We start from the raw sequence: 22,129 nt of genomic DNA, 5'->3' as shown, positions 1-22,129 counted from the left end.
GCCGGACGGCCGGTGTCAGGGCGAATCGGTGGCGGGGCGACCGACGTCGCCGGCGTCGCGCGGGATGGCGCCGGTCTCGTCGGTGCGGCCGGGGTTGGCCGGGTCGAGCGTTCCCGGCACGTCGGCGCCGGAGGCCTGCGGCGACGGGCCGACGCCCGCCGTCGGTGCCATCGCCCAGACGATCACCACGACGACGGCGACCACGAAGGCGGCGATCGCGGCCACCAGGATCGGGTTGTTGCGGGCGGCGGGGTCTCTGTTCATGGCATTTGCTCCGGCGTTGCGTCAGCGCGCCTCGGGCGTGGTGGCTGGCTCGACACGGCGGGTCGAGCCGGTCGTCGTCGGCCCCTCGCCCGCCGTCGGAGCGGCGGCGTCGGGCACCACGGTCGGCTCGGGCGGCATCTGCGCCTGGGTCGAGGCGTCGTCGACGTCGTCGGAGGCGCCGTACCAGGTGGCCGCACCGACGCCGAGCACCAGGACGGCGAGGATGACGAGCACGGCCGTCATGGTGCCGCGGTTGGCACTCCGCGCGGGCGGCTCGGGAGGGATCAGGGGATCGGGGGTCATCGGATCGGATCTCCACGGGCGACTGTCCACACCGATCCAAATCGGCGGGACGGCCCGTGGTTCCCTTCGGCGATCGCTTGGTGCCGGGCCGCCGTCAGGACGGCGAACCGCGCCGCTGGCGCCGATCCAGGCCGACCACCACCGGCCGGGTGGTCACGCAGAGCGGCAGCGGGCCGTCGTCGGTGGCGATGTCGGCCTCGACGGCGCGCAGCGCGCTGTGCAGCGGCGCGAGCAGGTCCTGCCGTTCCGGGTGACACTCGCGCAGGATCAGCAGCGCGACCTGGAGATGGTCGCGGACCATGAGGCGTGCGTCGGTCATCGTCCTGGCGCTCTCTTCGCCGCTCATCGGTCGCGAGATCCGTAATAATGCGCATTCATTGCCGATCATGGTGATACCCGAATCCGGGCACCCCCTGTCGATAACGAGCGAACTGTATGACAATTCCCCGTCCGGATCATCCCTCGTTCGCGGCTTGGGCGCGACTGCCCACAACAGCCCGTAAGGGTGGGATGTTCCACACGGTTCCGGGCCACGCCGCGATGTCCACCCGCCTCATCATGGCCGTCAACGGCCTCGCCGTCCTCGCCGGCGTCTTCTTCTGGTCCTCGGCCCTCGCCGGCCGGACCGCCGAGATCACCATGCAGGACCGCGCCGTCGGCTATCTGCTGCTGACGGTGGTCCGGGGCTACTGAAGCGCCCTGCCCGGTCAGCGCAGCTCCGGCGTGTGCGCGAACCGGCGGCGGTGCTCCTGGATCGCGAAGCGGTCGGTCATGCCGGCGATGTAGTCGCCGACCCGGCGGGCGAGCATCCACGAGTCGCAGTCGGCGAGGCCGGCGCACCATTCCTCGGGCATGGTGTCCGGCGCGGCGACGTAGTGGCCGAACAGGTCGCGGACGACGCGTTCGGCGTCGCGGCGCACCCGCATCACCTCGGGGTGGCGGTAGAGCCGCGGGAACAGCACCTCCTTGATCGCGCGGTCGACCCCGGCCATGGCCGGAGAGAACACCACCACGGCCCGGTCGGCGGCGCGGACGTCGGCGGCGGAGCGCGCGCCGATCGTCTCGAGCCCGGCGATGCCGGTGGCGATCACGTCCTCGACCATGGCGGTGATCAGCCGGCGGGTCAGTTCGTGGATGGTGCGGGCGCGGTCGAGGCCGGGATAGCGGCGGCGGATGTCGCGCAGGAAATCACCGACCAGCGGCACCTCCTCGAAGTCCTCGAGGGCGAGCAGGCCGGCGCGCAGGCCGTCGTCGATGTCGTGGGCGTCGTAGGCGATGTCGTCGGCGATCGCCGCCGCCTGCGCCTCGGCGCTGGCGAAGGTGTGGAGGTCGAGCCCGCGCCATTCCGGATAGGTCACCAGCGCGTGCGGCAGGCCGCGCTCGGCGTAGCGGCCGACCGGATTGCCGTGCGGATCGGTCAGCGGGCCGTTGTGCTTGACGAGGCCCTCGAGCGTCTCCCAGGCGAGGTTCAGGCCGTCGAACTCGGCGTAGCGGCGCTCCAGGCTGGTGACGATGCGCAGCGAGTGGGCGTTGTGGTCGAAGCCGCCGAAGCCGTCGAGGCAGGCGTCGAGGGCGTCCTCGCCGGTGTGCCCGAACGGGGTGTGGCCGAGGTCGTGGGCGAGCGCCAGGGCCTCCGCGAGGTCCTCGTCGAGGCGCAGGGCGCGGGCGAGCGCGCGGGCGATCTGCGCCACCTCGATGGTGTGGGTCAGCCGGGTGCGGAAATGGTCGCCCTCGTGGTAGACGAACACCTGCGTCTTGTGCTTCAGCCGGCGGAAGGCGGTGGAGTGGATGATGCGGTCGCGGTCGCGCTGGTAGGGCGTGCGCGTCGGGCTCGACGTCTCCGGATAGAGCCGCCCCCGCGTCGTGGCGGGATCGACCGCCCAGGGAGCCCGCGGCTCCGTCCCGAATCCAAGCGCGGCGACCACGGCCTTCTCCCTCGCGTGCGGTCCCGCTCAGGCAGGTGTGATCACCCGCCGATTGACCGCCGCTGCGAGCGTACTTAGCTATTGGGGACCGTTCGTGACAAGGCGAACGGGTGGGCAGAGACGGAACCAGCACCGATGACCACCGACGTGATCGACGACGGCGTGACGCTGACCGACCGGGCCGCGCGGCGCATCGCGCGCATCCTCGCCAAGGACGGCAAGGCGACGGCGCTCCGGATCGCCGTCGAGGGCGGCGGCTGCTCGGGCTTCTCCTACCGCTTCGACCTGACCGACGCCCGCGCCGACGACGACGTCGTGATCGCCCGCGACGGCGCGATGGTGCTGATCGACCCGACCTCGCTGCCGTTCATGGCCGGGTCCGAGATCGACTTCGTCGACGACCTGATCGGCCAGAGCTTCCAGGTCCGCAACCCCAACGCCACCGCCAGCTGCGGCTGCGGCACCAGCTTCTCGATCTGAGAGGGGCTGTAGGGGCGGGTCGCCCGCGCTTTCCGATCAAACGGTATGGCAGTGGCGGCTCGACCGCCCTCTCCGATCGGATCGCGGAAGCCCGTCTCCCTTCTCCCCTCGCGGGAGAAGGTGGCCCGTGAGGGCCGGATGAGGGGGAACCCCGCCCTCGACATTTCGCCGTTCGACCCTGGCGCACAGCGCAAGCACCGATCACTTACATTCATCAGACGTCGGCGGCTCCCCCTCATCCGCCGCCGACCCGGCACCTTCTCCCTCAAGGGGAGAAGGACACCCACGTTGTATTCATCGCACGGGGAGGTGTCCTCCCCCCGCCCTCACTGCAGCGGGCCGACGATTTCGATCGCGCCGCTCTCGGTGCGGGCGCGCTTTTCCGGGCGGTACATGTCGAGCACCACGGCGGCCGGGCGCTGGAACGTGCCGGGCGCGATGGCGCGGACCATGTAGGCGAAGGCGAATTCGCTCTCGCCGCCGGAGCGGTCGTAGGCCGCGACGAAGCGGTCGGACCGGTATTCGGTGGCGGCCGCCGTGGTCGCCAGCGGCAGCGAGGACAGCATCGAGACGTCGCCGGCGGAGACGAGGCTCGGGTTGTCGATGGCGAAACCGGCCGGCAGCGGGTCGTCGACCATCAGCCGCGCCTGCGCCGTCTCGGTGGTGGTGACGCGCAGGGTCACCACCAGCCGGTCGCCGAGCTTGACGGCGGCCGGATCCACCACGTTGCCCTCGAGGTCGTAGTAGGTGCGCTCGATGGCGTAGCCGTCGCCGCCGGCGGGCTCCGGCGTCGTCGGCACGCCGGTGACGGTGACGCGGGCGTCGAGCGCGTGGTCGCCGAGGTTGGCGACCGACACGCCCTTCGCCAGCGCCTCCGGCGCATAGCGGCCGGTGAACACGCCCTCGCGACGCACGCCGTCGACCTCCATGGTCGGCTTGGCGCCGCCGTTGATCAGCGCGTTGGCGGCGAGCAACATCCAGGCCTGTTCCTGGGTCGACAGCCAGCGACTGCCGTCGGCGAGCTTCTGGATCTCGCGGCCGAGTTGGTCCTGATCGACCGACTTGACCCGGTTCTCCGAGGCGAGCGCCAGGATGGCGGCGCCGTCGCGCAGGTCCGAGCCGTAGTCGATGCGCCAGAGCTTGTCCCTGTCGGGCCGGTCCGTGAGCAGGCCGAGGGCGGCGCGGAACACCGCGTCGGCCTTGGCATTGTCGCCGTAGAGCGCGAGCGCGGCGCCGAGCTGGGCCTTGGCGAGCGGCGTCACGAAGGCGTCGAGCTTGGTCTCGGCGAAGTAGCGCAGGTCGCCGATCGAGGCGCGGCCGTTGCGGGCGAGCACGTAGAGCGCGTAGGCGACGTCCTCGCCGCCGGTGGTGAAGTCGGTGGAATAGGCGATGCGGTTCTTGAGGTTGGTCACCGCGAGGTCGAAGCCGACCTCCGGCACCGCGTAGCCCTTCTCCTTCGCCCGCGTCAGGAAGTCGGTGACGTAGGCGTCGAGCCAGAGGTCCTCCGAGCCGGGCGACCACAGGCCGAACGAGCCGTTGGACGCCTGGTTGACCAGCACGTCGGCGACCGCCTGCTGCACCCGCTCGCGCACCGGCGTCTCGCCGGTGAGGCCGGCGGCGAGCACGACGTCGTCGAGATAGACCAGCGGCAGCGCGCGGCTGGTGATCTGCTCGGTGCAGCCGTAGGGATACTTGTCGAGCGAGGCGACGAGGCCCGGCAGGTCGATGCCGGCGACGTGGCCGACCGTGACCGTGGCCGAAGCCGTGCCCGGCAGATAGTCGGCGACGAGGTCGGCGCCGACGCTGAGCTTGCCGTCCTTGGCGGCCAAGCGGAAGTCGGAGACGCGCACCACCGGCGGCTCGTTGGCGCGGACCGGCATGGTCAGCGTCTTGGTCGCCGTGGTGCCGTCGGGGCCCTCGAGGCCGACGGTGATCGTCTCGTCGCCGACCGCGATCGCCTTCAGCGGTACCAGCACCTCGGCCGTGCCCTTCTCGGCGATCTCGACCAGCCGGTTGCCGAGCTTCTCGTCGACGTCGACCAGCGACCCGGCCGCCGACACCGTCAGCTTGAAGGCGCCGGCCGGACCCTGCACGTGGGTGAGGTCGAGGCGCAGGCGCGAGCGGTCACCGGGGGCGAGGAAGGCCGGCAGCGAGGCCGTGACCACGACCGGATCGCGCACAACCACGTCCTTCGTCCCGTGACCGACCGCGGACTTCGTCCAGGCCACCGCCATCACCTTAACGGTGCCGTTGAAGTCTGGCATGTCGAAGGAGACGCGCAGCTTGCCGTCGGCGTCCACCTTGGTGGCGCCCTGGAAGAAGGCGACGAGGCGCTCGGTCGGCGGCGGTCCGAGCAGCTTGGAGATGCCGCCGCCGTCGCCGCCGGAGCGGACCTCGCCGCGGGCGCCGAGGGTGGTGTCGATCAGCTGGCCGTAGACGTCGCGGAACTGGATGCCGAGCTGGCGCTGGGCGAAGTACCAGTCCTCCGGCGCCGGCGCCTTGTAACCGGTCAGGTTGAGGATCCCGACGTCGATCGCGGCGACGGTGACGTAGGCGTCCTCGCCCGCCGCCGCACCGGCGACGGCGACCTCGATCGGCAGCGGCCCGCGCGGGCGCATCTCGTCGGGAGCGCCGACGGTGACGCCGAGCAGCCGCGAACCGGGATCGACGGCCGCCCAGGCGAGGCCGAGCGCGCGCGCCGGCATCCGCTTGGCCGCGACGTCCATCGGACGAAGCAGCGTGGCGGTGACGTAGGCGCCGGGGCCCCAGTCGGCGGTGACCGGCAGCGCGACGTCGGCGCCGCCCTCGGCGACCTCCACCGTCTTCATGGTGATCAGCCGGTCGTCGACGACCTGGATCAGCGCGATGCCGGGGAAGCGCGGCTCGAGATGGGCGGTCAGCGTGTCGCCGACGGCGTATTTCTGCTTGTCGAGCGAGATCTTGAGGAAGTCCGGCGTCTCGTCCGCGCCGGCGGCGACGTACCAGCCGGCCTCGAAGGAATAGGTCACCGGCACGGTCGCGCCGGCGGGGTCCTCCACCGACAGCCGGTAGCTGCCCCAGGTCACCCGGGCCTCGAGCTTGGCCGGCTCGTCGGCGCCGACGTCGAGCGTGCCGTTGGCGACGCGGGTGGTCGCGGTGATCGGCTCGTAGTTCCAGCTGCCGTCGGAATTGTACCACTGGTAGCGGGTCTCGATCCGGTCGAGCGTCCACTTCAGCCCCTTCGCGGCCGAGCGGATGCCCTCGCCGTCGACGACGGCGACGTTGAAGCGGGCATTGCCGCCCTCCTCGACGTGGCCGTCGAACTGCGGGTCGACGCCGATGCGGGCGCGGCCGTCGCTGACCGGAAGCGTCATCCGACGCTCGACCGGGCGGCCGTTGGTGTCGAGCACGCGCACGTGCACAGCCGCCTTCAGCGGCAGCGTGGTGTCGCCGACGTTGGGGGTGACGAGGTCGATGTCGGCGTGGCCGTCCTCGCCGGTCGGACCGCCGGCGACCGGCTCGGCCACCGGCGTGAACTCGTCGTCGACGAGGCCGAAGCTGTAGCCCGGCGCCGTCGGGATGCCGTCGGCCTTGGTGACGTAGACCTCGCCCTCGACCGCGAGATTGCCGGCCGGCGCGCCGTAGAGCCAGTTCGCGTCGAGGGAGGCGGAAACCGTCTCGCCCGGCTTCAGCACCTTGGCGTCGGTCTTCACCGCGAAGTCGATGCGCTCCGGCTGAAAGTCCTCGACCTGGAAGGTCTTCGTCGAGACCGCGTCGCCCTTCGGGTCGACGTAGGCGGCGACGGTCCAGGCGCCGCGCATGGCGGTGCCGGGCAGGTCGATGGCGAAGTCGCGGCCGCCGGCGCCCTCGTCGGCGACGACCCGGCGCAGGTGCTCGACGCCGTCCGGCCGGGTCACCACCATGGTCAGGGGCACGTCGGGGCTGGCGTCGACCTTGCCGTCGCGGGCGAGCGCGGTGAGGTTGACGGTCTCGCCGGGGCGGTAGACGCCGCGGTCGGTCGCCATCCAGACGTCGACCGGCAGCGGCGAGGCGCGGCCGTCGACGCCGCGGTCGGAGAGGTCGAAGGCGGTCTTGGCGAGGTCGAGGAAGGTGAAGTCGCCGGCCGGGCCGACCGCGGCCACCATCGCCGGGGCCGCGCCGCCGGTGCCGCGCGCGAGGCCGGCGTCGAACCGGGCGTAGCCCTGGTCGTCGGTGGTGGCGGTGGCGAGCACGTCGTTGTTGAGGGCGAGCAGCGTCAACTTGGCGCCCGCCACCGGTCCGGCCGAGGTCAGCGAGCGCACCACCACGTGGAGGCCGTCGTTGCCGGTGAGCGAGGTCAGGCCCATCTCGGTGACGACGAACCACTGGGTCGCCTGCGAACCCCACTCGTCCTTGGTGTTCTCGGCCTGGGCCGTCATGGCGTAGACGCCCGGCTTCAGCGCGCCGACCACCTCGCCGACGGGGATCGCCGTGGTGACGTCGCGGTTGGTGTCTCGCGCCACCTTCACGGTGCCCTGCCAGACCTTCTCGCCCTTGCTGGCGATCATCTCGTCGACCTGCCAGCTCGACAACTGGCTGAGGAAGTCGCCGTTGCCGACCGCGGGGACCAGACTGCGGTCGCTGATCCGGACGACCGTCGCCTCGATGGTGTCGACGTTGACCGAGACGACCGGGATGGTGGCGCCGTCGATCTTGGGCAGCACGTAGGCGCGGCCGACGAAGCGGACCAGCGGGTCGCGGTCGCGGACGTAGACGTCGAGGTCGACGGTGCGGCGCAGCGTCTCCTCGATGTCGGCGGCCGGCAGGCCCTGGCGCACGGAGAGATGGTAGCGCTGGCCGTAGGCGACCCCGGAAACGCAGATCTGCGAGTCCTCGGCCTCGACCGCCAGCGTGTCGCCGCCCTCGACCTTGACGTAGTCGGCGATGTTCGCATCGTCCTTGGCGATCGGGTCGGAGAAGACGACGCAGATGCGCGGATCGGCCGAGGAGGTGTCGACGGTGTTGTCGGCGACTCGGAAGCCGTGCTCCTCGATCCAACCCTCGAGAATGCCGGCGAAGTCCTTGTCGGCGTTGGCGTCGAGGGCGCGGCGCCCGGTCTTGATCGCCAGCCGCCAGTTCTCGCGCGCGGCGAGCGACTTCGCGAGCAGCTGCAGCGAGAAGCCGCGCTGCTCCGGTTCGGCGGCGTGCAGGTAGGCGTTGACGGCGCCGGCGGTCGCCTCGGTCTGGACGCGGTCCTTGACCTCCCAGTCGTCGGACTGCACCGCCAGCGTCGCCGCGGTGAAGGCCTCCCAGAGGTCGTAGCGGTCGCGGTCCATGGCGAGCGCGGTCTTGTAGCGGTCGTTGGCGGTGAGCGGATCGCCCGCCATCGAGGCGTCCATCGCCTGCTGGATCACCGCGGCGATGTCGTCGGGCACCTCGATCTTGTCGAGCTGGCCGAGGAAGGCGCGGGCCTCGTCGATGTAGCTGCCGGTCAGGTAGTTGAGTTCGGCGCGGCGGGTATCGGCGAGGTTGGGGTCGACGGCGGCCGTCTCGACGATGCGTCCGGAGATCGCACCGGCGAAGCTGCGCATGTCGCCGACCTCGGCCTTCTTGAAGCACCAGCGCGCCTTGGTGTTGTAGGTGAAGGCCTTGCAGGCCTCGTCGGCGACGCAGGCCTTCTCGCAGGCGTCGACGTCGACGTTCTTCAGGGTCTCGAGGTCGCGGCCGAAATAATCCGAGTCGGGCGTTACGATGGCGCGCCGTTCGGCGGCGAGCGCCGGCGCGAAGGACGCGCCGAGGAACACGGACGCGGCGAAGACGGCCCGCGCAACGCGGGAAAACGACCCTGAAACGGACATCGACGACCTCCCGTCGTCGTCGGCGCGCCTCTCTCGAAAAGTCCCCGGGGCGTCCGACGGCACATGGGGCCGGAGCTTAAGCGCCCGACCCTTCCCTTCACAAGTCCGCGATCATCGTCCGCCGACGATGGCGAAACGAAGACACCGACGGTGTGATTCACCCCCCGTTCGGGAGGCGTCGCGGCGCGTCGGGACCCGCGGGCGCCGCGTCGACGACGCGCAGTTGCACCCGCGGCTCGCCCTGCCAGTGGTCGAGCCCGAGCACGCCGGCGACGTGGACCGGCCGGTCGCGGGCGCCGAGCAGGAAGTCGCCGAGCGGCCGGCCGGCGGCGCGGAAGGCCATCGCCTTCAGCTTGGTGCCGTCGGTGCCGGCGAGCGACAGGCGGACGTGGGCCGCGCCGACGGTCTCGGCATAGGCGATCCGGTGCGCCGGCAGCACGAAGACCGGATCCGGACTGCCCGAACCGAACGGTCCGGCGCGCTCGATCCGCTCGACGAGTTCGACGGTCGCTCCTCCGGCGGTGACGGCGCCGTCGACCAAGAGGGCGTCGTCCGCGCGCGAGACCGCGACGGCGTTCCGCACGGCGTCGTCGAGGAAGGCGGCGAGGTCGCCGACGCGGGAGGCGTCGATCGTCAGGCCGGCCGCCATGGCGTGGCCGCCGCCCTTGACCAGGAGGCCGGCGTCGATCGCCGCCCGGACCGCGGCGCCGATGTCGACGCCGGGGATCGAGCGGCACGAGCCGGTGCCCTGGCCGCCCTCGCCGAGCGCGATCGCCACTGCCGGCCGGCCGTGACGCTCCTTGAGGCGCGCGGCGACGAGGCCGACGATGCCCGGGTGCCAGTCGGCCGAGGCCACCACCAGCACCGCCGGGTCGCGCTCCAGGAGCTGCGGCGTCGCCATGGCGTCGGCCTCCTCGAGCGCCGCGGCCTCGAGCAGCTGGCGTTCGCGGTTGAGCCGGTCGAGCTCGGCGGCGATCCGCGCGGCGGCGAGCGCGTCGTCGCCGGCGAGCAGGCGGGCGCCGAGGGCGGCGTCGCCGATCCGGCCGCCGGCGTTGATGCGCGGGCCGATCAGGAAGCCGAGGTGGTAGCAGGTCGGCGGGCCGGACAGCCGCACCACGTCGGCGAGCGCGGCGAGGCCGGGGTTGCGCCGCGCCCGCATCACCGCGAGGCCGCGGACCACGAAGGCGCGGTTGAGCCCGACGAGCGGCACCACGTCGCAGACGGTGCCGAGCGCGACGAGGTCGAGCAGAGCCAGGAGGTCGGGCTCCTTCTCGCCGCGGCGGCGATACCAGCCGCGGCGGCGGAGCTCGCGGTTGAGCGCGACGACGCCGAGATAGGTCACGCCGACGGCGGCGAGGTGGCCCTGGCCGGAGAGGTCGTCGTGACGGTTCGGATTGACCAGCGCCGCCACCTTCGGCAGCGCGACGCCGGCCTGGTGATGGTCGAGCGCGACGACGTCGAGCCCGGCGCGGCGGGCGGCGTCGAAGGCCTCGAAGCTGTGGGTGCCGCAGTCGAGCGTCACCAGCAGCGTCGCGCCGGCGGCGGCGAGGTCGGCGACGGCGCGCGGATTGGGGCCGTAGCCGTCGATCAGCCGGTCGGGGATGTAGACCGCCGGCTCGAGGCCGCAGCCGCGCAGGAAGCGCGCGAGCAGCGCCGACGAGGTGGCGCCGTCGACGTCGTAGTCGCCGAAGATCGCGACCTTTTCGCCGCGCTCGACCGCGTCGGCGAGCCGCGCGGCGGCGGCGTCCATGTCGGTGAGGCCGGACGGATCCGGCATCAGGGTCCTCAGACTCGGGTCGAGATAGGCCGGCGCGTCGTCGACCGCGACGTCGCGGCCGGCGAGCACACGCGCCACCACGTCCGGCAGCCCGTGGCGCTGGGCGATGGCGCGGGCGACCACCGCCCGCCCCTCGCCGAGCCGGTCCGCCCACGCCCGGCCGCTCGCCGATCGGGTGACGCCGAGCACGGCACGGGTCTCTGGGGCGGCGGCGCTCTGGGCGGACATCGAACTCTGGGGAACGCGGGACGACGGGGAAGGACCGGAACGAATCCGGATCGGAACCATGGAGTCTATTCCCCCCGACCGCCCGCGGCCAACGTCCGCACGGACCGACCGGACGCGGCGTTCGGCGGGCCGCACGCCTCTTCGCGGGAAGGACGGAGGCGGATGCGGGGAGCGCAGCTGCGGCACGATGGCGGCTGCTCGCAACCCGCCGTCCACCGTTCCGCGAATCGCGCCGGCTTCTCAGCGGACCGTCGGGGCGCTATTGCATCGCAATACGCCGAGGCCCGGAGCACGCCATGCTGAACCTGTTCGCCGCCAAGAGCGAGATCCGCGAGGAGCGCGGACCCGACTGGTTCCTGCCGGCCTACCGCAAGGCGCACCGCAAACGGCCGAACGTCGTCACGCTGATCGCGACCGCGCGCGAGGACCTGCTCGGGATCTTCTCGCAGGCGGACTACCAGAGCCGCGTCGACTCGATGAACGTGCTGACGCGCCAGATCGTGCTGGTGAACTCGCCGGCCGGCGTGAAGCACGTGATGGCGACGCGCAACGACAACTACGAGCGCAAGAGCCCGCAGATGCGGCGCGCGCTCGAACTGCTGATCGGCGACGGCCTGTTCATTTCCGACGGCGACACCTGGAAGCAGCGCCGCCCGCTTGTCTCCGACATCATGCACAAGAACCGGCTGCCGGTGTTCGGCCCGGTGATGGAGCGCGCCGCCGGCGAGTTCGTCGAGCGCTGGGCCGGCATCCCGCAGGGCAAGGCCTTCGACGCCCTGACCGAGATGGCCGAGCTGACCGCCGTGATCATCTCGCGCTCGGTGTTCGGCAGCGACCTCGACCACGCCTCGGCCGCCGAGGTGATCGGCGGCTTCACCGACTTCCAGGCCGACGTCGATTCGGTGAACTACCCCTATTTCCTCGGCCAGGACGACGGCGCGCCGATCAAGCGCACCAAGCGGCTGCAGAAGTCGATCGAGCGGGTGCACGGGGTGATCGACCGCGTCGTCACCGCCCATCTCGAGGGCCAGGGCGACCACCGCTCGATGGTCGACGCGCTGGTCGAGCGCCAGCGCCGCAACCCCGAACTCGGCCTCACCCGCGACGCGCTGCGCAACGAGGCCGCCACCATCTTCATGGCGGGCCACGAGACCACGGCGGCGACGCTGACCTGGGCGCTCTACCTCGTCGCGAACGCGCCCTGGGCCGAGCGCGCCGCGCTCGCGGAGATCCGCCGCGTCTGCGGCGACCGCGCGCCGACCATCGCCGAAGTGCCGCACCTCGACTATTGCCGGGCGATCATCGAGGAGACGCTGCGGCTCTATCCGCCGGTGCCGATCCTGTCGCGCCAGACCCGCGCGGCCGACCGGGTCGAGGGCGTCGACGTCCGCCCGGCCAGCCTCGTCATCGTGTCGCCGTGGCTGCTTCAGCGGTCGCCGGCGCACTTCCCGCGCCCGCACCACTTCCGCCCCGAGCGCTTCGTCTCCGACCGGCCGACGCCCTACACCTACGCGCCCTTCGCGGCCGGCCCGCGCATCTGTGCCGGCCTCGCCTTCGGGTTGTCGGAATCGATCCTGTGCCTCGCCACGCTCCTCCAGCGCTTCAAGGTTCGCGTCCCCGAAGGCACCGTCGTCGAACCGGTCTGCCGCCTGACGCTGCGCCCCAAGAACGGCCTGCCGATCACGGTGACGCCGCGCTGAAACGAGAGAAGGGACGGACCCGCGGGGGGCCCGTCCCTTCTCGAGGTGGTTCGGATTCGCTCCGACCCGTCCGCAAGCGCGTCGAAGTCGAACGTTTCCGACTTCGATCGCGCCCCGTGTCCCGTCACAGACGGTACAGGATCTGGTCCGTCCAGAAGCGCTCCAGCCGCTGCAGCGACTTGTTGAGCGTCTTGAAGTCGTCGCGGTTGATGCCGCCGACCGTCTCGATCGACATGATGTGGCGGTTGTAGAGCTTCTCCACGATCTGCGCGACCGCCTGGCCCTTCTCGGTCAGGCGCACGCGGACCGAGCGGCGGTCCATGCGCGAGCGCTGGTGGTGGATGTAGCCCATCTCCACGAGCTTCTTGAGATTGTAGGAGACGTTGGAGCCGAGGTAATAGCCGCGGGTCCGGAGTTCGCCGGCGGTCAGCTCGCTGTCGCCAATGTTGAACAGCAGCAGCGCCTGCACGGCGTTGACGTCGGTGCGGCCGGCCCGGTCGAACTCGTCCTTGATGACGTCCAGCAGGCGGCGGTGGAGCCGCTCGACCAGCCGAAGCGCCTCGAGATAGAGCGGCTGAAGCCCTTGTTCGGCTTCGACCGTGGGGTAGAGGTCGTACGCGCGCTTGGCGTTGGCCATGGTGGAATGCCTCTCTGTCGCCTGCTCTTAGGCGTGGATCTTTGTCCACATTGCCGAGAACTCTAGCCGACAGCCTTGAAAATCAGCTTAAACCACAGCCTGAAAATTCGCTTAAAGAGTCGACGTTTCCCGGCTCGACTCGGAAGGTGGTCGGTTAACCGTACGACCCCGGTAAGTATTCCCGCTGGAAAGCGTCCTCAGATGTCGCGCTGACGCTCGTAGAGCATGGTCAGCACCGCATAAATGACGACGGTGACCACGTGGAACACCACGACACCGGGCTCGAACGGGAACAGGTCGCGGAAGGCGGTGTGGAGCGCGAGCTCGGTCAGGGCCGAGATCAGCCAGACGACGGTGCCCCAGGACGCCAGCAGCCAGAGCCCGACCGCGGCCACGAGGTCGAAGGCGGCGAAGAAGACTGTGGCGACGATCACCGGCACCGGCAGCGCCAGGAGGTCGCCGCCGGGCGCGAGCGGGCCGAGCACCACGGCCCAGCGCCGGAGGCCAGAGGCGATGAACACCATCGCCAGGATGCGCACGTAGACGACGAGCGCCAGCCGCGCGTCGAAGCGCGGCGGTGCCACCGGGTTCCCGTTCGATTCGCCGTCCATGCCGTCGTCGTCCTCGCTGGTCCCTCCCCTTAGCGCAAACGCGGCCGGCCCGCACCCGGACGGCGGCGGCCGACAGAAAATCCTCGGTTCGGCTGCACGATGGGTGTAGTGAAGCGGTCGGAACGAACGCCCCCCGCCGTCGCGGCCCCGCCGCCGGCCCGGCGGCCCCCGTCGACGAGGACGACAGCGATGACCTTCCACCGCCCCGACCAGACCCGCCCCGCCGTCCCCGACATGGACGACGTGCTGAACGGCCGGCGGATGCGGCGGCTCAGGCGGTCCGACTGGTCGCGCCGGCTGGTGCGCGAGAACACGCTGACGGTGGACGACCTGATCTGGCCGCTCTTCCTGGTCGACGGCGAGAAGCGCCGCCATGCGGTCGCCTCGATGCCCGGCGTCGAGCGGCTGACCGTCGACGAGGCGGTGCGCGACGCCGAGCGTGCCGCCCGGCTCGGCATCCCCGCGCTGGCGCTGTTCCCCTACACCGACCCGGACCTGCGCGACGACGCCGGCACCGAGGCCCTAAACGCCGACAATCTCGTCTGCCGCGCCGCGCGCGCCATCAAGGCCGCGGTGCCGAACATCGGCGTGATCACCGACGTCGCGCTCGACCCCTACACCAGCCACGGCCATGACGGCCTGCTCTCGGGCGACGAGATCCTCAACGACGAGACGGTGGCGCAGCTCTGCCGGCAGGCGCTGGTGCAGGCCGAGGCCGGCGCCGACGTGATCGCCCCCTCCGACATGATGGACGGCCGCGTCGGCGCGATCCGCCGCACCCTCGACGGCGCCGGCTTCACCGGCGTGCAGATCATGTCCTACGCCGCCAAGTACGCCTCGGCCTTCTACGGTCCGTTCCGCGACGCCGTCGGCACCAGCAAGACGCTGGTCGGAGACAAGCGCACCTACCAGATGGATCCGGCCAACACCGACGAGGCCGTCCGCGAGGCCGAACTCGACCTCCAGGAGGGCGCCGACATGATCATGGTCAAGCCGGGCATGCCCTATCTCGACATCGTCCGCCGGCTGAAGGACACCTTCGCGGTGCCGACCTTCGCCTACCAGGTCTCCGGCGAATACGCGATGATCAAGGCCGCCGCCGCCAACGGCTGGATCGACGGCGACCGGGCGATGATCGAAAGCCTCGTCGCCTTCAAGCGCGCCGGCGCCGACGGCATCCTCACCTATTTCGCGCCGATGGTGGCCGAGCGCCTCGCCGCCGGCCGCTGACGTGCGGCGGGCGCCGTCCGCGGTCGGCCGGGCGCTCGCCGGCCTCGCCGCTCTCCTGGCGGTCGTCGCCGCGCTCGCGGCCTGCTCAGCGCTCGACCGCGAACAGGCCGAGCTCTGCCGCGCCACGGTGCCGGCCTTCGAGCCCGACGGCCGCCTCGTGATCGACGCGCTCTCGGCCGATCCCCTCCTAGCCCACGGCATCCGCGTCGACTACACGGTCGAGGACGGCGGCGAGCCGCGGGAGGGCGTGGTGCGCTGCGCCTTCGGCGGCGGACGTCTCGCCGGCGATCGCATGCAACTGCGCGGCATCGAGGTGAACGGCGAGCCGGTGCCACCGGCGCGGCTCCTGTTCCTCAGTCGCTTCTGGCTCGCGGTGCCCGACGCCGTCGCCGCCGGCGAGCGCCGTCTCGCCGGTGTCACCGAGGAACCGCTGCTCGGCTTCGACCTGCCGGCGCGGCCGGCCTACTACGTCCAGCAGGGCGTCAACGCCCTGCCGACGGCGGCCTTCTACGCCTTCCTGGCGGTCGCCTACGCGCTGGTCTACGGCCTCGTCAACCGCATCAACCTCGCCTTCGGCGAGATCGCCGTCGTCGGCTCCTACGCCGCAGTCGCCGCCGTCTCCACCTTCGGCGCCACGGTGGCGGCGGGCGGTGCGGTCGGCGCGGCGGTCGTGGTCGCGGTGACGCTGGTGGCCGCCTTCGCCCATGCCGCCCTCGTCGGTGCGGTGATCGGCGAGGCGGTGTTCCGCCCGCTCGCGCGCGCCGGCCACCGCTCGTTCCTGATTGCCACCATCGGCCTCTCGATCGTGCTCACCGAGGCGATGCGGCTGTGGGCCGGCTCGCGCGACCGCTGGATCCAGCAGGTGCTGAACGAGCCGACCGTGCTGATCGGCGGCCCGTTCGAGGTGACCATGACGGCGATGCAGGCGGTCGAGACCGCCGGCGCCGTCGTCGTGCTCGGCGTGGTGCTGTGGGCGGCGACGCGCACCGCCTTCGGGCGGGCGTGGCGGGCGATCGCCGACGACCCCCCGATGGCCCGCCTCCTCGGCGTCGACACGGCTCGGGTGGCCGGGCTGACCTTCGCGCTGTCGGCGGCGCTCGCCGGCCTCGCCGGCGGCATGGTGGCGCTGCACTACGGCCACGCCAGCTACGGCGCCGGCACCATCGTCGGGCTGAAGGCGCTGGCGGCCGCCCTCCTCGGCGGCATCGGATCGCTGCCCGGTGCCGCGGTGGGCGGGGTGCTGATCGGCTTCGCCGAGGTGTTCTGGTCGGCGACCTTGCCGGTGGAGTGGCGCGACGTGGTGATCCTCGCCGCGCTGGTGGTGTTCCTGGTGCTCAGGCCCGAGGGCCTGTTCGGTGTCGGCCGGCCCGCGGCCGACACCGCCGACGTGCGCTGGGCGGCCCGGGAGGAGGAGTGATCCCTGCCCTCGCCGCCGCCGCGGTCAGCGCTGCAGGATGACGCCCTCGCCGTCGCGGCCGCGGCCCTGCCAATAGCCGCCGGACGGCTGCAGGTTGACGGTGCCGCCGAAGGCGTCGACCAGCACGAGGTCGCGCCCGCGCATCTCGTAGCTCTTCAGGTGCGTGTAGCTGTAGCAGTTGGCCGGCGCCGAGACGCTGCCGGTGCCGCCCTCGCCCGGGGACAGCCGGATCGAGCAGTTGACGCCGCTGCCGGTGGTCATCAGCCGCCAGGCGCCGCCGAGGCGCGGGGCCGCCGGTTCCCGGCCGGCACCCGGACCGTCGTTGCGTCCGCCGTCGTTTCGACCGCCGTTGACGAAGCCGCCGTCGTTGCGGGGCGGGTCGTTGCGGCCACCGTTGCCGTAGAGCGAGCCGGGCGAACCGGGCTCGCCACCGCGGACGTAGCCGTCGCCGCCGCCGGCGTAGAGCGAGCCGGGCTGGTTCGGCGTACCGCCGCGGACGTAGCCGTCACCCTGGTAACCGCCGCCCTGGTAGCCGTCGTTCGGGCCGGGCCGATAGGGATTGTTGGGCTGCACCGGCGGCCGGTACTGGTCGCGCGGCGGCTGCACGTAAACCGGCGGCGGATCGTTGCGGCGCACCGGCGGGCGATAGGGATCGTAGGGCGCGGGCTCGGTCTGGCAGCCCGCGAGCGCCAGGGTTGCGACCAGGATGGAAAGGCGGACGGCTGACGTCATGACGGCTCCCGACGGATGCGAGGGGCCGCCGCGGCGACGGCCGGCGCGCGATCCCCCGAGTCGGCCCCCGCCGACCGATTCCACCTGCCGCGCTTCGGGGCCCGCCGTCAACGGGTCCCGACGCTGCGGCCACCTCATTCGCGTGCGGCCACCCTCGGCCTTTCCGCCGAGGGCGCCGCGCGGGGCGTGGCCGGCCGGTCAGCCGGCCGGGGCGTCCACCGAGGCGCGGCCGCCGTGGGCGGCGGACCAGCCGGCTGGATCGTGCAGGAAGGCTTCGACGGCGTCGATGGTGGCGGCCGGGAAGGCGCCGGAGCGCTTGGCCTCGGCGAGCACGTCCCACCAGGTGGCGAGCGCGTGCAGGCGGATGCCCTGCTCGGCGAGCACCTCGGTGCTCTCCTTGAAGATGCCGTAGTGGAACACGACGAAGGTGTGCTCGACGACGAGGCCGGCGGCGCGCATGGCGTCGGTGAACACCAGCTTGGAGCGGCCGTCGGTGGCGAGGTCCTCGACCAGGATCACCCGGGCGCCCTCGCGCACGTCGCCCTCGATCTGGGCGTTGCGGCCGAAGCCCTTGGGCTTCTTGCGGACGTAGAGCATCGGCAGCTCGAGCCGGTCCGCCAGCCACGCGGCGAAGGGGATGCCCGCGGTCTCCCCGCCGGCGACGCCGTCGAGCGATTCGGCGCCGATCTCGGAGAGGATGACCTCCTCGCCGAAACCCATCAGCCGCTTGCGCAGGCGCGGGAACGAAATCAGCTTGCGACAGTCGGTGTAGACCGGGCTCGCCCAGCCCGACGTGAAGATGAACGGCTTCTCCGCGTTGAACTGGATCGCCTTCACCTCGAGAAGCATCCGCGCCGTCTGCGCGGCCATGAAAGCCCTGTCCATCCGATCGTCCCCTTGCCGGCGTCGTCCGTCGGGCGGGAATAGCACCGGGCGCGCGCGAGGGCTACCGGCCGCGAAAACGAAGACGGCGGCCCCGGGGTGTCGGGCCGCCGTCTCGCGGAGGTTCTCTGGAGGTCCCTGGAGCTGCGCTGCGCAGCGGCGTCGCGGTCAATGACGCGCCAGCCACTCGCGGGCTTCGCGCTGGGCGGCGGCGACGTCGCTCGGCGACATCTCGCAGGCGAGTTCGCGGCGGTGCTGCGCGGCCTCGGACGACCCGCGCATGGCGGCGAGGTTGAACCACTTGTGGGCGGCGACGTAGTCGAGCGGCACGGTGCGGCCGGTCGAGTACATCACGCCGAGCTGGAAGAGGATGTCGCCGGTGGCGGCCTGACCTTCCACGATTCCTTCCGCCGAAGCGGTATCGAGACGAGCCATGATTTTGCTTCCCTGCTCTTGATCACCGAGATCTTTCGCCTCGGCTCTTCGTGTTCCGAAGATGTCTCGATGTTGGCGCCGGGAATTGAACGCGGACCTAAAGGTCTCGCTTAATTTTGGACGAATCAATCTTGAATGCGACGTTATCTTCACACCCCGGAAACCACGAATTCCGGAGAATTCCGCGCAATTTCCATCGGACAGGACCAGGAATCGGGGGGCGCGTCGAAACCGTCTCTTCACCACGCCGCAGGGTCGGAGGATTTTTCCGTGGCCGACGGTCGAAGGACTCCGGCGGGCGGCATCGCCGTCCGCCGGACACTCGTGCGGGCGTCAGCGCGCGCGCTGGCCGAACAGGACCTTCTGGGCTTCCTTGTCGTCGGCGAGGTTGGTCGGCGGCGTCGGGGTCTGGATGGCGTAGGCGCGCTGCACGGCGGGCCGCGCGACCACCCGGTTGACCCAGTCGATCACCGACGGGAACTCCTCGGCGGTGACCGGGTGGCGCTCCCAGACCTTGGCCCAGCCGATGATCGCCATGTCGGCGATCGAATAGTCGCCGGCGACGTATTCGTTGTCCCGCAACTGCTTCTCCAGCACGCCGTAGAGCCGATGCGCCTCGTTGGTGTAGCGGTCGATCGCGTAAGGCAGCTTCTCCGGCGCGTAGATCGCGAAGTGGTGGAACTGGCCGAGCATCGGACCGAAGCCGCCCATCTGCCAGAACAGCCACTGGTCCACCGCGACGCGCGCGCGCTCCTCGGCGGGATAGAACTTGCCGAACTTGCGGCCGAGATACTGCAGGATGGCGCCCGACTCGAACACCGCGATCGGCTGGCCGTCCGGGCCCTCGGGATCGACGATCGCGGGCATCTTGTTGTTCGGCGAGATCGCCAGGAACTCGGGCTTGAACTGGTCGCCCTTGGAGATGTTGACGAACTTCAGCTCGTAGGGAACGCCGAGCTCCTCGAGCAGGATGGTGATCTTGTGGCCGTTCGGCGTCGGCCAGTAGTGGACCTCGATCGGGGCAGTCTGGGTGACGGTCATGGTGCGGCCTCGTTCCTCGGGACATCGGCGCGGCGGCCCGGCTTCGATGTCCGGACACCACCTCGCGGCAGGGTAGGACGAACCGCCCCGCACGCAAGGTCTAGCGCCCATTCCCGTTGTTCGGAAGCAGCGAACTGGTCAAACCGTCGTGACGGCCGCGGTCAGGCCGGCCGGTCGGCCTTGGGCAGCACGTCGGCGGGCCGGCCGAAGTTCGGCAGCGCCTCGACGCGGGCGACGAAGGCGGCCACGGCCGGCCAGGCGGAGAGATCGATCTTCGCCTCGCCGGCGAAGGCGAGCACGCCGTAGACGTCGAGGTCGGCGATGGTCGGATGGTCGCCGACCAGCCAGTCGCGTCCGGCGAGGTGGCGTTCCAGCGTGGCGATGCCGGCCTCCGCGACGCGGCGCACGTCGGCGGCGACCTCCTCGTGCACCTTGGCGAAGCCGATCGCGATCATCCGGGTGCGGTAGAACGGGGCGGCGAGGCGGTCGAAGTCCCAGAACATCCACTCGCGCGCCTCGAGGCGTTCGTCGTAGGAGGCGCCGCCGAAGCGGCCGAGCCGGTCCGCGAGATAGTCGAGGATCGCGGCCGACTGCACCAGCCGGCGGCCGTTCTGGAGGTCCTCGAGGCAGGGGATCTGACCGAAGCGCGCCTTGGCGAGATAGTCCGGGCCGCGGTGCTCGCCGGCCATCAGATTCACCATCTTGAAGGCGAAGGGCTCGCCCGACAGCGTCAGCATCAGGCCGACCTTGTAGGTCGGACCCGACAGGAAGTGTCCGTTGAGGCGAAATCGTACGGCCATGTCCCCAGTCCCTCCCCGGCGCGCCCGTGGCGGGGGCGCAGCGCCCCCGTCATAGCCCGCGGTCCGGGCGCTGGCGAGGGGATGCGCGGTCGCGGCTCAGAACAGGTCGTCGCCCGGCAGCGGCGGCTTCTCGTGCTGGAGTACCAGTTCGACGCGGCGGTTCGACGACAGGAAGGGGTCGTCGGGGAACAGGGGGTCGGTGTCGGCGACGCCGGTGACGCCGGCGAGGTCGTCGGGCGACAGGCCGTATTCGCCGAGGATCTGGGCGACGGAGACCGCGCGGTCGGACGAGAGCTGCCACGCCGGGCCGCCCGGGCTCGCCGGCACGCCGGTGGCCTCGGTGTGGCCCACCACCTTCAGGCGGCCGGGCATCTGCTGGATCACCGGCGCGATGCGGCCGAGGATGACGCGCATGCGCTCGTTGGGATAGCGCGACTGCGGGGCGAACATGGCGCGGCCGTCCTGGTCGACGATCGACAGGTGCATGCCGTCCTCGTCCTCGAACACCATGATCTGCTTGGAGATCTCGGCGAAGTCCGGCAGGTCCTGCAGCGCCTGCCGCAGCGAGGCGGCGGCCGTCAGGTATTCGCGCGGCCGGTTCTCGGCCGACTTCTCGAAGCGATTGGTGTTGACCTCCGGTCCCTGCACCTCGAACTGGTCGTTCGAGGTGGTGGCGAACTCGACCGCGTCGGCGATCGTCACCGGCTGGGTGTCGCGGGCGAACTTGCGGATGGGCAGGCCGTTGCGCTCGATGATGCCGGCCGGCTTGGCGATCGCCTGATAGCCGAAGGCGTCGCGGATCGAGCCGGCGGCGTCGTGCAGCTTCTGCTCGTCCTGGTTCGAGAAGGACACGATCATCACGAACAGCGCCATCAGGAGCGCCATCAGGTCGGCGAAGGTGATGACCCAGCCGCCGCCGTGACCGCCGCCGCCCCCGCCGCCCTTCTTCTTGCCACCGCCCGACATCGTCCCTCCCGGATGGTCCGCGCGCCGATCAGGCGGCTTCCTTCTCCGCCTCGGCGGACTTGCGGTGCTTCAGCGGCAGATAGGCGAGCAGTTCCTCGCGCACCTGCTTGGGGCTCTTGTTCTCCCGGATCAGGATCACCGCGTCGATGATCATCGACTGGATCTCCGCGTCGTGGGCGGCGCGGTTGCCGAGCTTGTCGCCGATCGGGCCGGCGATGACGTTGCCGACGACGGCGCCGTAGAGCGTGGTCAGGAGCGCGATCGACATGGCCGGGCCGATCTGCTTGGGGTCCGACATGTGGGCGAACAGCGACACGAGACCGATGATGGTGCCGATCATGCCCATGCCCGGACCGGCCTCGGCGTATTTGGCCCAGCAGGTGTGGGCCATGTGCAGGCGCTCGTACTGCAGGTCGCGCTCGCGCTCGAGCACGTGCTGGATCGTCTCGGCCGAGTAACCGTCGGCGATCATCTGCACCGCGCGCTTCAGGAAGGGCTCGTGGATCTCGACCTTCTCGAGCCCGAGCGGGCCCTGCTTGCGGGCGACCTCGGCGATCTCGGTGAGTTCGTCGAGGAGATCGATGGCGTTGTGGCTCTTGTAGAGGATGGCGTCCTTGATGCCGCCGAAGAAGGCCTGCGGGAAGGTCTTCAGCGTGTAGCGCCCGAGCACGACCGTGGTCGCACCGCCGAACACGACGACGGTGGCCAGCAGGTTCATGAACATGCCGATGCTCGAGCCCTCGAGCAGCACGGCTCCGTAGAGGACGCCGAAGCCGCCGACGACGCCGAGGACAGTACCGAGATCCATGAGAGCTCCGCGGGCGAAGGGCGAAGGCGGCGCGCGTCCCGGCGGGGCCGGGCCTACGCGCTTTCCCCGTTGCTCGC

General features: G+C 71.2%; 20 protein-coding genes. 5 read left to right on the top strand and 15 right to left on the bottom strand.

Annotated features, from left to right (window positions below; translation table 11 throughout):
- Positions 1–15: 15 nt before the first annotated feature.
- From EDD54_RS01665 to EDD54_RS01655, 3 genes are all read right to left on the bottom strand, one after another.
- Positions 16–264 (bottom strand): hypothetical protein, encoded by a 249-nt coding sequence (locus EDD54_RS01665; protein WP_126537183.1) that lies wholly within the window; start codon positions 262–264, stop codon positions 16–18.
- Between the two features lie 21 nt (positions 265–285).
- The gene (locus tag EDD54_RS01660; protein WP_126537185.1) at positions 286–567 is read right to left on the bottom strand and encodes a hypothetical protein; all 282 of its coding nucleotides are present in this window, start codon (positions 565–567) and stop codon (positions 286–288) included.
- A gap of 94 nt (positions 568–661) precedes the next feature.
- Positions 662–886: a hypothetical protein gene (locus EDD54_RS01655; protein ID WP_126537187.1), complete on the bottom strand. Its 225-nt coding sequence runs from the start codon at positions 884–886 to the stop codon at positions 662–664.
- A gap of 221 nt (positions 887–1,107) precedes the next feature.
- On the opposite strand from EDD54_RS01655, the gene EDD54_RS22825 reads away from it, so the two are divergent.
- Positions 1,108–1,260, top strand: a complete 153-nt coding sequence (locus EDD54_RS22825; RefSeq protein WP_165644518.1) for a hypothetical protein — start codon at positions 1,108–1,110, stop codon at positions 1,258–1,260.
- Positions 1,261–1,274: 14 nt separating this feature from the next.
- Here the strand turns inward: EDD54_RS22825 and EDD54_RS01650 are convergent, their stop codons facing one another.
- Positions 1,275–2,492, bottom strand: coding sequence for a deoxyguanosinetriphosphate triphosphohydrolase (locus tag EDD54_RS01650; RefSeq protein WP_126537189.1), 1,218 nt, complete (start codon positions 2,490–2,492; stop codon positions 1,275–1,277).
- A 135-nt stretch (positions 2,493–2,627) separates the two neighbouring features.
- On the opposite strand from EDD54_RS01650, the gene erpA reads away from it, so the two are divergent.
- Positions 2,628–2,972: an iron-sulfur cluster insertion protein ErpA gene (erpA, locus tag EDD54_RS01645; protein ID WP_126537191.1), complete on the top strand. Its 345-nt coding sequence runs from the start codon at positions 2,628–2,630 to the stop codon at positions 2,970–2,972.
- Between the two features lie 326 nt (positions 2,973–3,298).
- On the opposite strand, the gene EDD54_RS01640 is transcribed toward erpA, so the two are convergent.
- The gene (locus tag EDD54_RS01640; RefSeq protein ID WP_126537193.1) at positions 3,299–8,788 is read right to left on the bottom strand and encodes an alpha-2-macroglobulin family protein; all 5,490 of its coding nucleotides are present in this window, start codon (positions 8,786–8,788) and stop codon (positions 3,299–3,301) included.
- Between the two features lie 157 nt (positions 8,789–8,945).
- Positions 8,946–10,793 (bottom strand): single-stranded-DNA-specific exonuclease RecJ, encoded by a 1,848-nt coding sequence (recJ, locus tag EDD54_RS01635; protein WP_126537195.1) that lies wholly within the window; start codon positions 10,791–10,793, stop codon positions 8,946–8,948.
- A gap of 296 nt (positions 10,794–11,089) precedes the next feature.
- Between recJ and EDD54_RS01630 the strand changes: the two genes are divergently transcribed.
- Complete coding sequence (locus EDD54_RS01630) at positions 11,090–12,493, top strand: cytochrome P450 (RefSeq protein ID WP_126537197.1); 1,404 nt, start codon at positions 11,090–11,092, stop codon at positions 12,491–12,493.
- A 124-nt stretch (positions 12,494–12,617) separates the two neighbouring features.
- Here EDD54_RS01630 and ldtR read toward each other — a convergent pair whose 3' ends face one another.
- Positions 12,618–13,130, bottom strand: a complete 513-nt coding sequence (gene ldtR / locus EDD54_RS01625; RefSeq protein ID WP_126537199.1) for a transcriptional regulator LdtR — start codon at positions 13,128–13,130, stop codon at positions 12,618–12,620.
- Between the two features lie 197 nt (positions 13,131–13,327).
- Positions 13,328–13,741, bottom strand: coding sequence for a DUF6163 family protein (locus EDD54_RS01620; protein WP_126537201.1), 414 nt, complete (start codon positions 13,739–13,741; stop codon positions 13,328–13,330).
- Between the two features lie 189 nt (positions 13,742–13,930).
- Between EDD54_RS01620 and hemB the strand changes: the two genes are divergently transcribed.
- Both hemB and EDD54_RS01610 read left to right on the top strand, forming a co-directional pair.
- Entirely contained in the window at positions 13,931–14,971 is a 1,041-nt protein-coding gene (gene hemB, locus EDD54_RS01615; protein WP_126537203.1) for a porphobilinogen synthase, read from the top strand.
- Between the two features lies 1 nt (position 14,972).
- Positions 14,973–16,388 (top strand): branched-chain amino acid ABC transporter permease, encoded by a 1,416-nt coding sequence (locus tag EDD54_RS01610; protein ID WP_126537205.1) that lies wholly within the window; start codon positions 14,973–14,975, stop codon positions 16,386–16,388.
- Positions 16,389–16,412: 24 nt separating this feature from the next.
- Here EDD54_RS01610 and EDD54_RS01605 read toward each other — a convergent pair whose 3' ends face one another.
- The 7 genes from EDD54_RS01605 to EDD54_RS01575 all read right to left on the bottom strand — a co-directional run bounded on the left by EDD54_RS01605 (position 16,413) and on the right by EDD54_RS01575 (position 22,052).
- A complete protein-coding gene (locus EDD54_RS01605; protein WP_126537207.1) occupies positions 16,413–17,120 on the bottom strand; it encodes an AprI/Inh family metalloprotease inhibitor in 708 nt (235 codons plus the stop codon).
- 198 nt (positions 17,121–17,318) lie between these two features.
- Entirely contained in the window at positions 17,319–18,005 is a 687-nt protein-coding gene (locus EDD54_RS01600; protein WP_126537209.1) for an orotate phosphoribosyltransferase, read from the bottom strand.
- 165 nt (positions 18,006–18,170) lie between these two features.
- On the bottom strand, positions 18,171–18,437 hold the full coding sequence (locus tag EDD54_RS01595; RefSeq protein WP_126537211.1) for an SEL1-like repeat protein: 267 nt from the start codon (positions 18,435–18,437) through the stop codon (positions 18,171–18,173).
- A gap of 333 nt (positions 18,438–18,770) precedes the next feature.
- Complete coding sequence (locus tag EDD54_RS01590) at positions 18,771–19,478, bottom strand: glutathione S-transferase N-terminal domain-containing protein (protein WP_126537213.1); 708 nt, start codon at positions 19,476–19,478, stop codon at positions 18,771–18,773.
- 161 nt (positions 19,479–19,639) lie between these two features.
- A complete protein-coding gene (locus EDD54_RS01585) occupies positions 19,640–20,278 on the bottom strand; it encodes a glutathione S-transferase family protein (RefSeq protein WP_126537215.1) in 639 nt (212 codons plus the stop codon).
- A gap of 96 nt (positions 20,279–20,374) precedes the next feature.
- On the bottom strand, positions 20,375–21,244 hold the full coding sequence (locus EDD54_RS01580) for a flagellar motor protein MotB (protein WP_126537217.1): 870 nt from the start codon (positions 21,242–21,244) through the stop codon (positions 20,375–20,377).
- A 28-nt stretch (positions 21,245–21,272) separates the two neighbouring features.
- Complete coding sequence (locus tag EDD54_RS01575; protein WP_126537219.1) at positions 21,273–22,052, bottom strand: motility protein A; 780 nt, start codon at positions 22,050–22,052, stop codon at positions 21,273–21,275.
- Between the last annotated feature and the right edge of the window lie 77 nt (positions 22,053–22,129).

Source organism: Oharaeibacter diazotrophicus (assembly GCF_004362745.1).
Taxonomy (GTDB): domain Bacteria; phylum Pseudomonadota; class Alphaproteobacteria; order Rhizobiales; family Pleomorphomonadaceae; genus Oharaeibacter; species Oharaeibacter diazotrophicus.
Note: the sequence above shows the minus strand (reverse complement) of the source record. Positions and strands in the feature narration are given on the sequence as shown.

Excerpts from the sequence above, each read along its gene's own strand:
- EDD54_RS01665 (WP_126537183.1), bottom strand. The coding sequence starts at position 264 with ATGAACAGAGACCCCGCCGCCCGCAACAACCCGATCCTGGTGGCCGCG.
- EDD54_RS01660 (WP_126537185.1), bottom strand. The coding sequence starts at position 567 with ATGACCCCCGATCCCCTGATCCCTCCCGAGCCGCCCGCGCGGAGTGCC.
- EDD54_RS01655 (WP_126537187.1), bottom strand. The coding sequence starts at position 886 with ATGACCGACGCACGCCTCATGGTCCGCGACCATCTCCAGGTCGCGCTG.
- EDD54_RS22825 (WP_165644518.1), top strand. The coding sequence starts at position 1,108 with ATGTCCACCCGCCTCATCATGGCCGTCAACGGCCTCGCCGTCCTCGCC.
- erpA (WP_126537191.1), top strand. The coding sequence starts at position 2,628 with ATGACCACCGACGTGATCGACGACGGCGTGACGCTGACCGACCGGGCC.
- EDD54_RS01640 (WP_126537193.1), bottom strand. The coding sequence starts at position 8,788 with ATGTCCGTTTCAGGGTCGTTTTCCCGCGTTGCGCGGGCCGTCTTCGCC.
- recJ (WP_126537195.1), bottom strand. The coding sequence starts at position 10,793 with ATGTCCGCCCAGAGCGCCGCCGCCCCAGAGACCCGTGCCGTGCTCGGC.
- EDD54_RS01630 (WP_126537197.1), top strand. The coding sequence starts at position 11,090 with ATGCTGAACCTGTTCGCCGCCAAGAGCGAGATCCGCGAGGAGCGCGGA.
- ldtR (WP_126537199.1), bottom strand. The coding sequence starts at position 13,130 with ATGGCCAACGCCAAGCGCGCGTACGACCTCTACCCCACGGTCGAAGCC.
- EDD54_RS01620 (WP_126537201.1), bottom strand. The coding sequence starts at position 13,741 with ATGGACGGCGAATCGAACGGGAACCCGGTGGCACCGCCGCGCTTCGAC.
- hemB (WP_126537203.1), top strand. The coding sequence starts at position 13,931 with ATGACCTTCCACCGCCCCGACCAGACCCGCCCCGCCGTCCCCGACATG.
- EDD54_RS01605 (WP_126537207.1), bottom strand. The coding sequence starts at position 17,120 with ATGACGTCAGCCGTCCGCCTTTCCATCCTGGTCGCAACCCTGGCGCTC.
- EDD54_RS01600 (WP_126537209.1), bottom strand. The coding sequence starts at position 18,005 with ATGGACAGGGCTTTCATGGCCGCGCAGACGGCGCGGATGCTTCTCGAG.
- EDD54_RS01595 (WP_126537211.1), bottom strand. The coding sequence starts at position 18,437 with ATGGCTCGTCTCGATACCGCTTCGGCGGAAGGAATCGTGGAAGGTCAG.
- EDD54_RS01590 (WP_126537213.1), bottom strand. The coding sequence starts at position 19,478 with ATGACCGTCACCCAGACTGCCCCGATCGAGGTCCACTACTGGCCGACG.
- EDD54_RS01585 (WP_126537215.1), bottom strand. The coding sequence starts at position 20,278 with ATGGCCGTACGATTTCGCCTCAACGGACACTTCCTGTCGGGTCCGACC.
- EDD54_RS01580 (WP_126537217.1), bottom strand. The coding sequence starts at position 21,244 with ATGTCGGGCGGTGGCAAGAAGAAGGGCGGCGGGGGCGGCGGCGGTCAC.
- EDD54_RS01575 (WP_126537219.1), bottom strand. The coding sequence starts at position 22,052 with ATGGATCTCGGTACTGTCCTCGGCGTCGTCGGCGGCTTCGGCGTCCTC.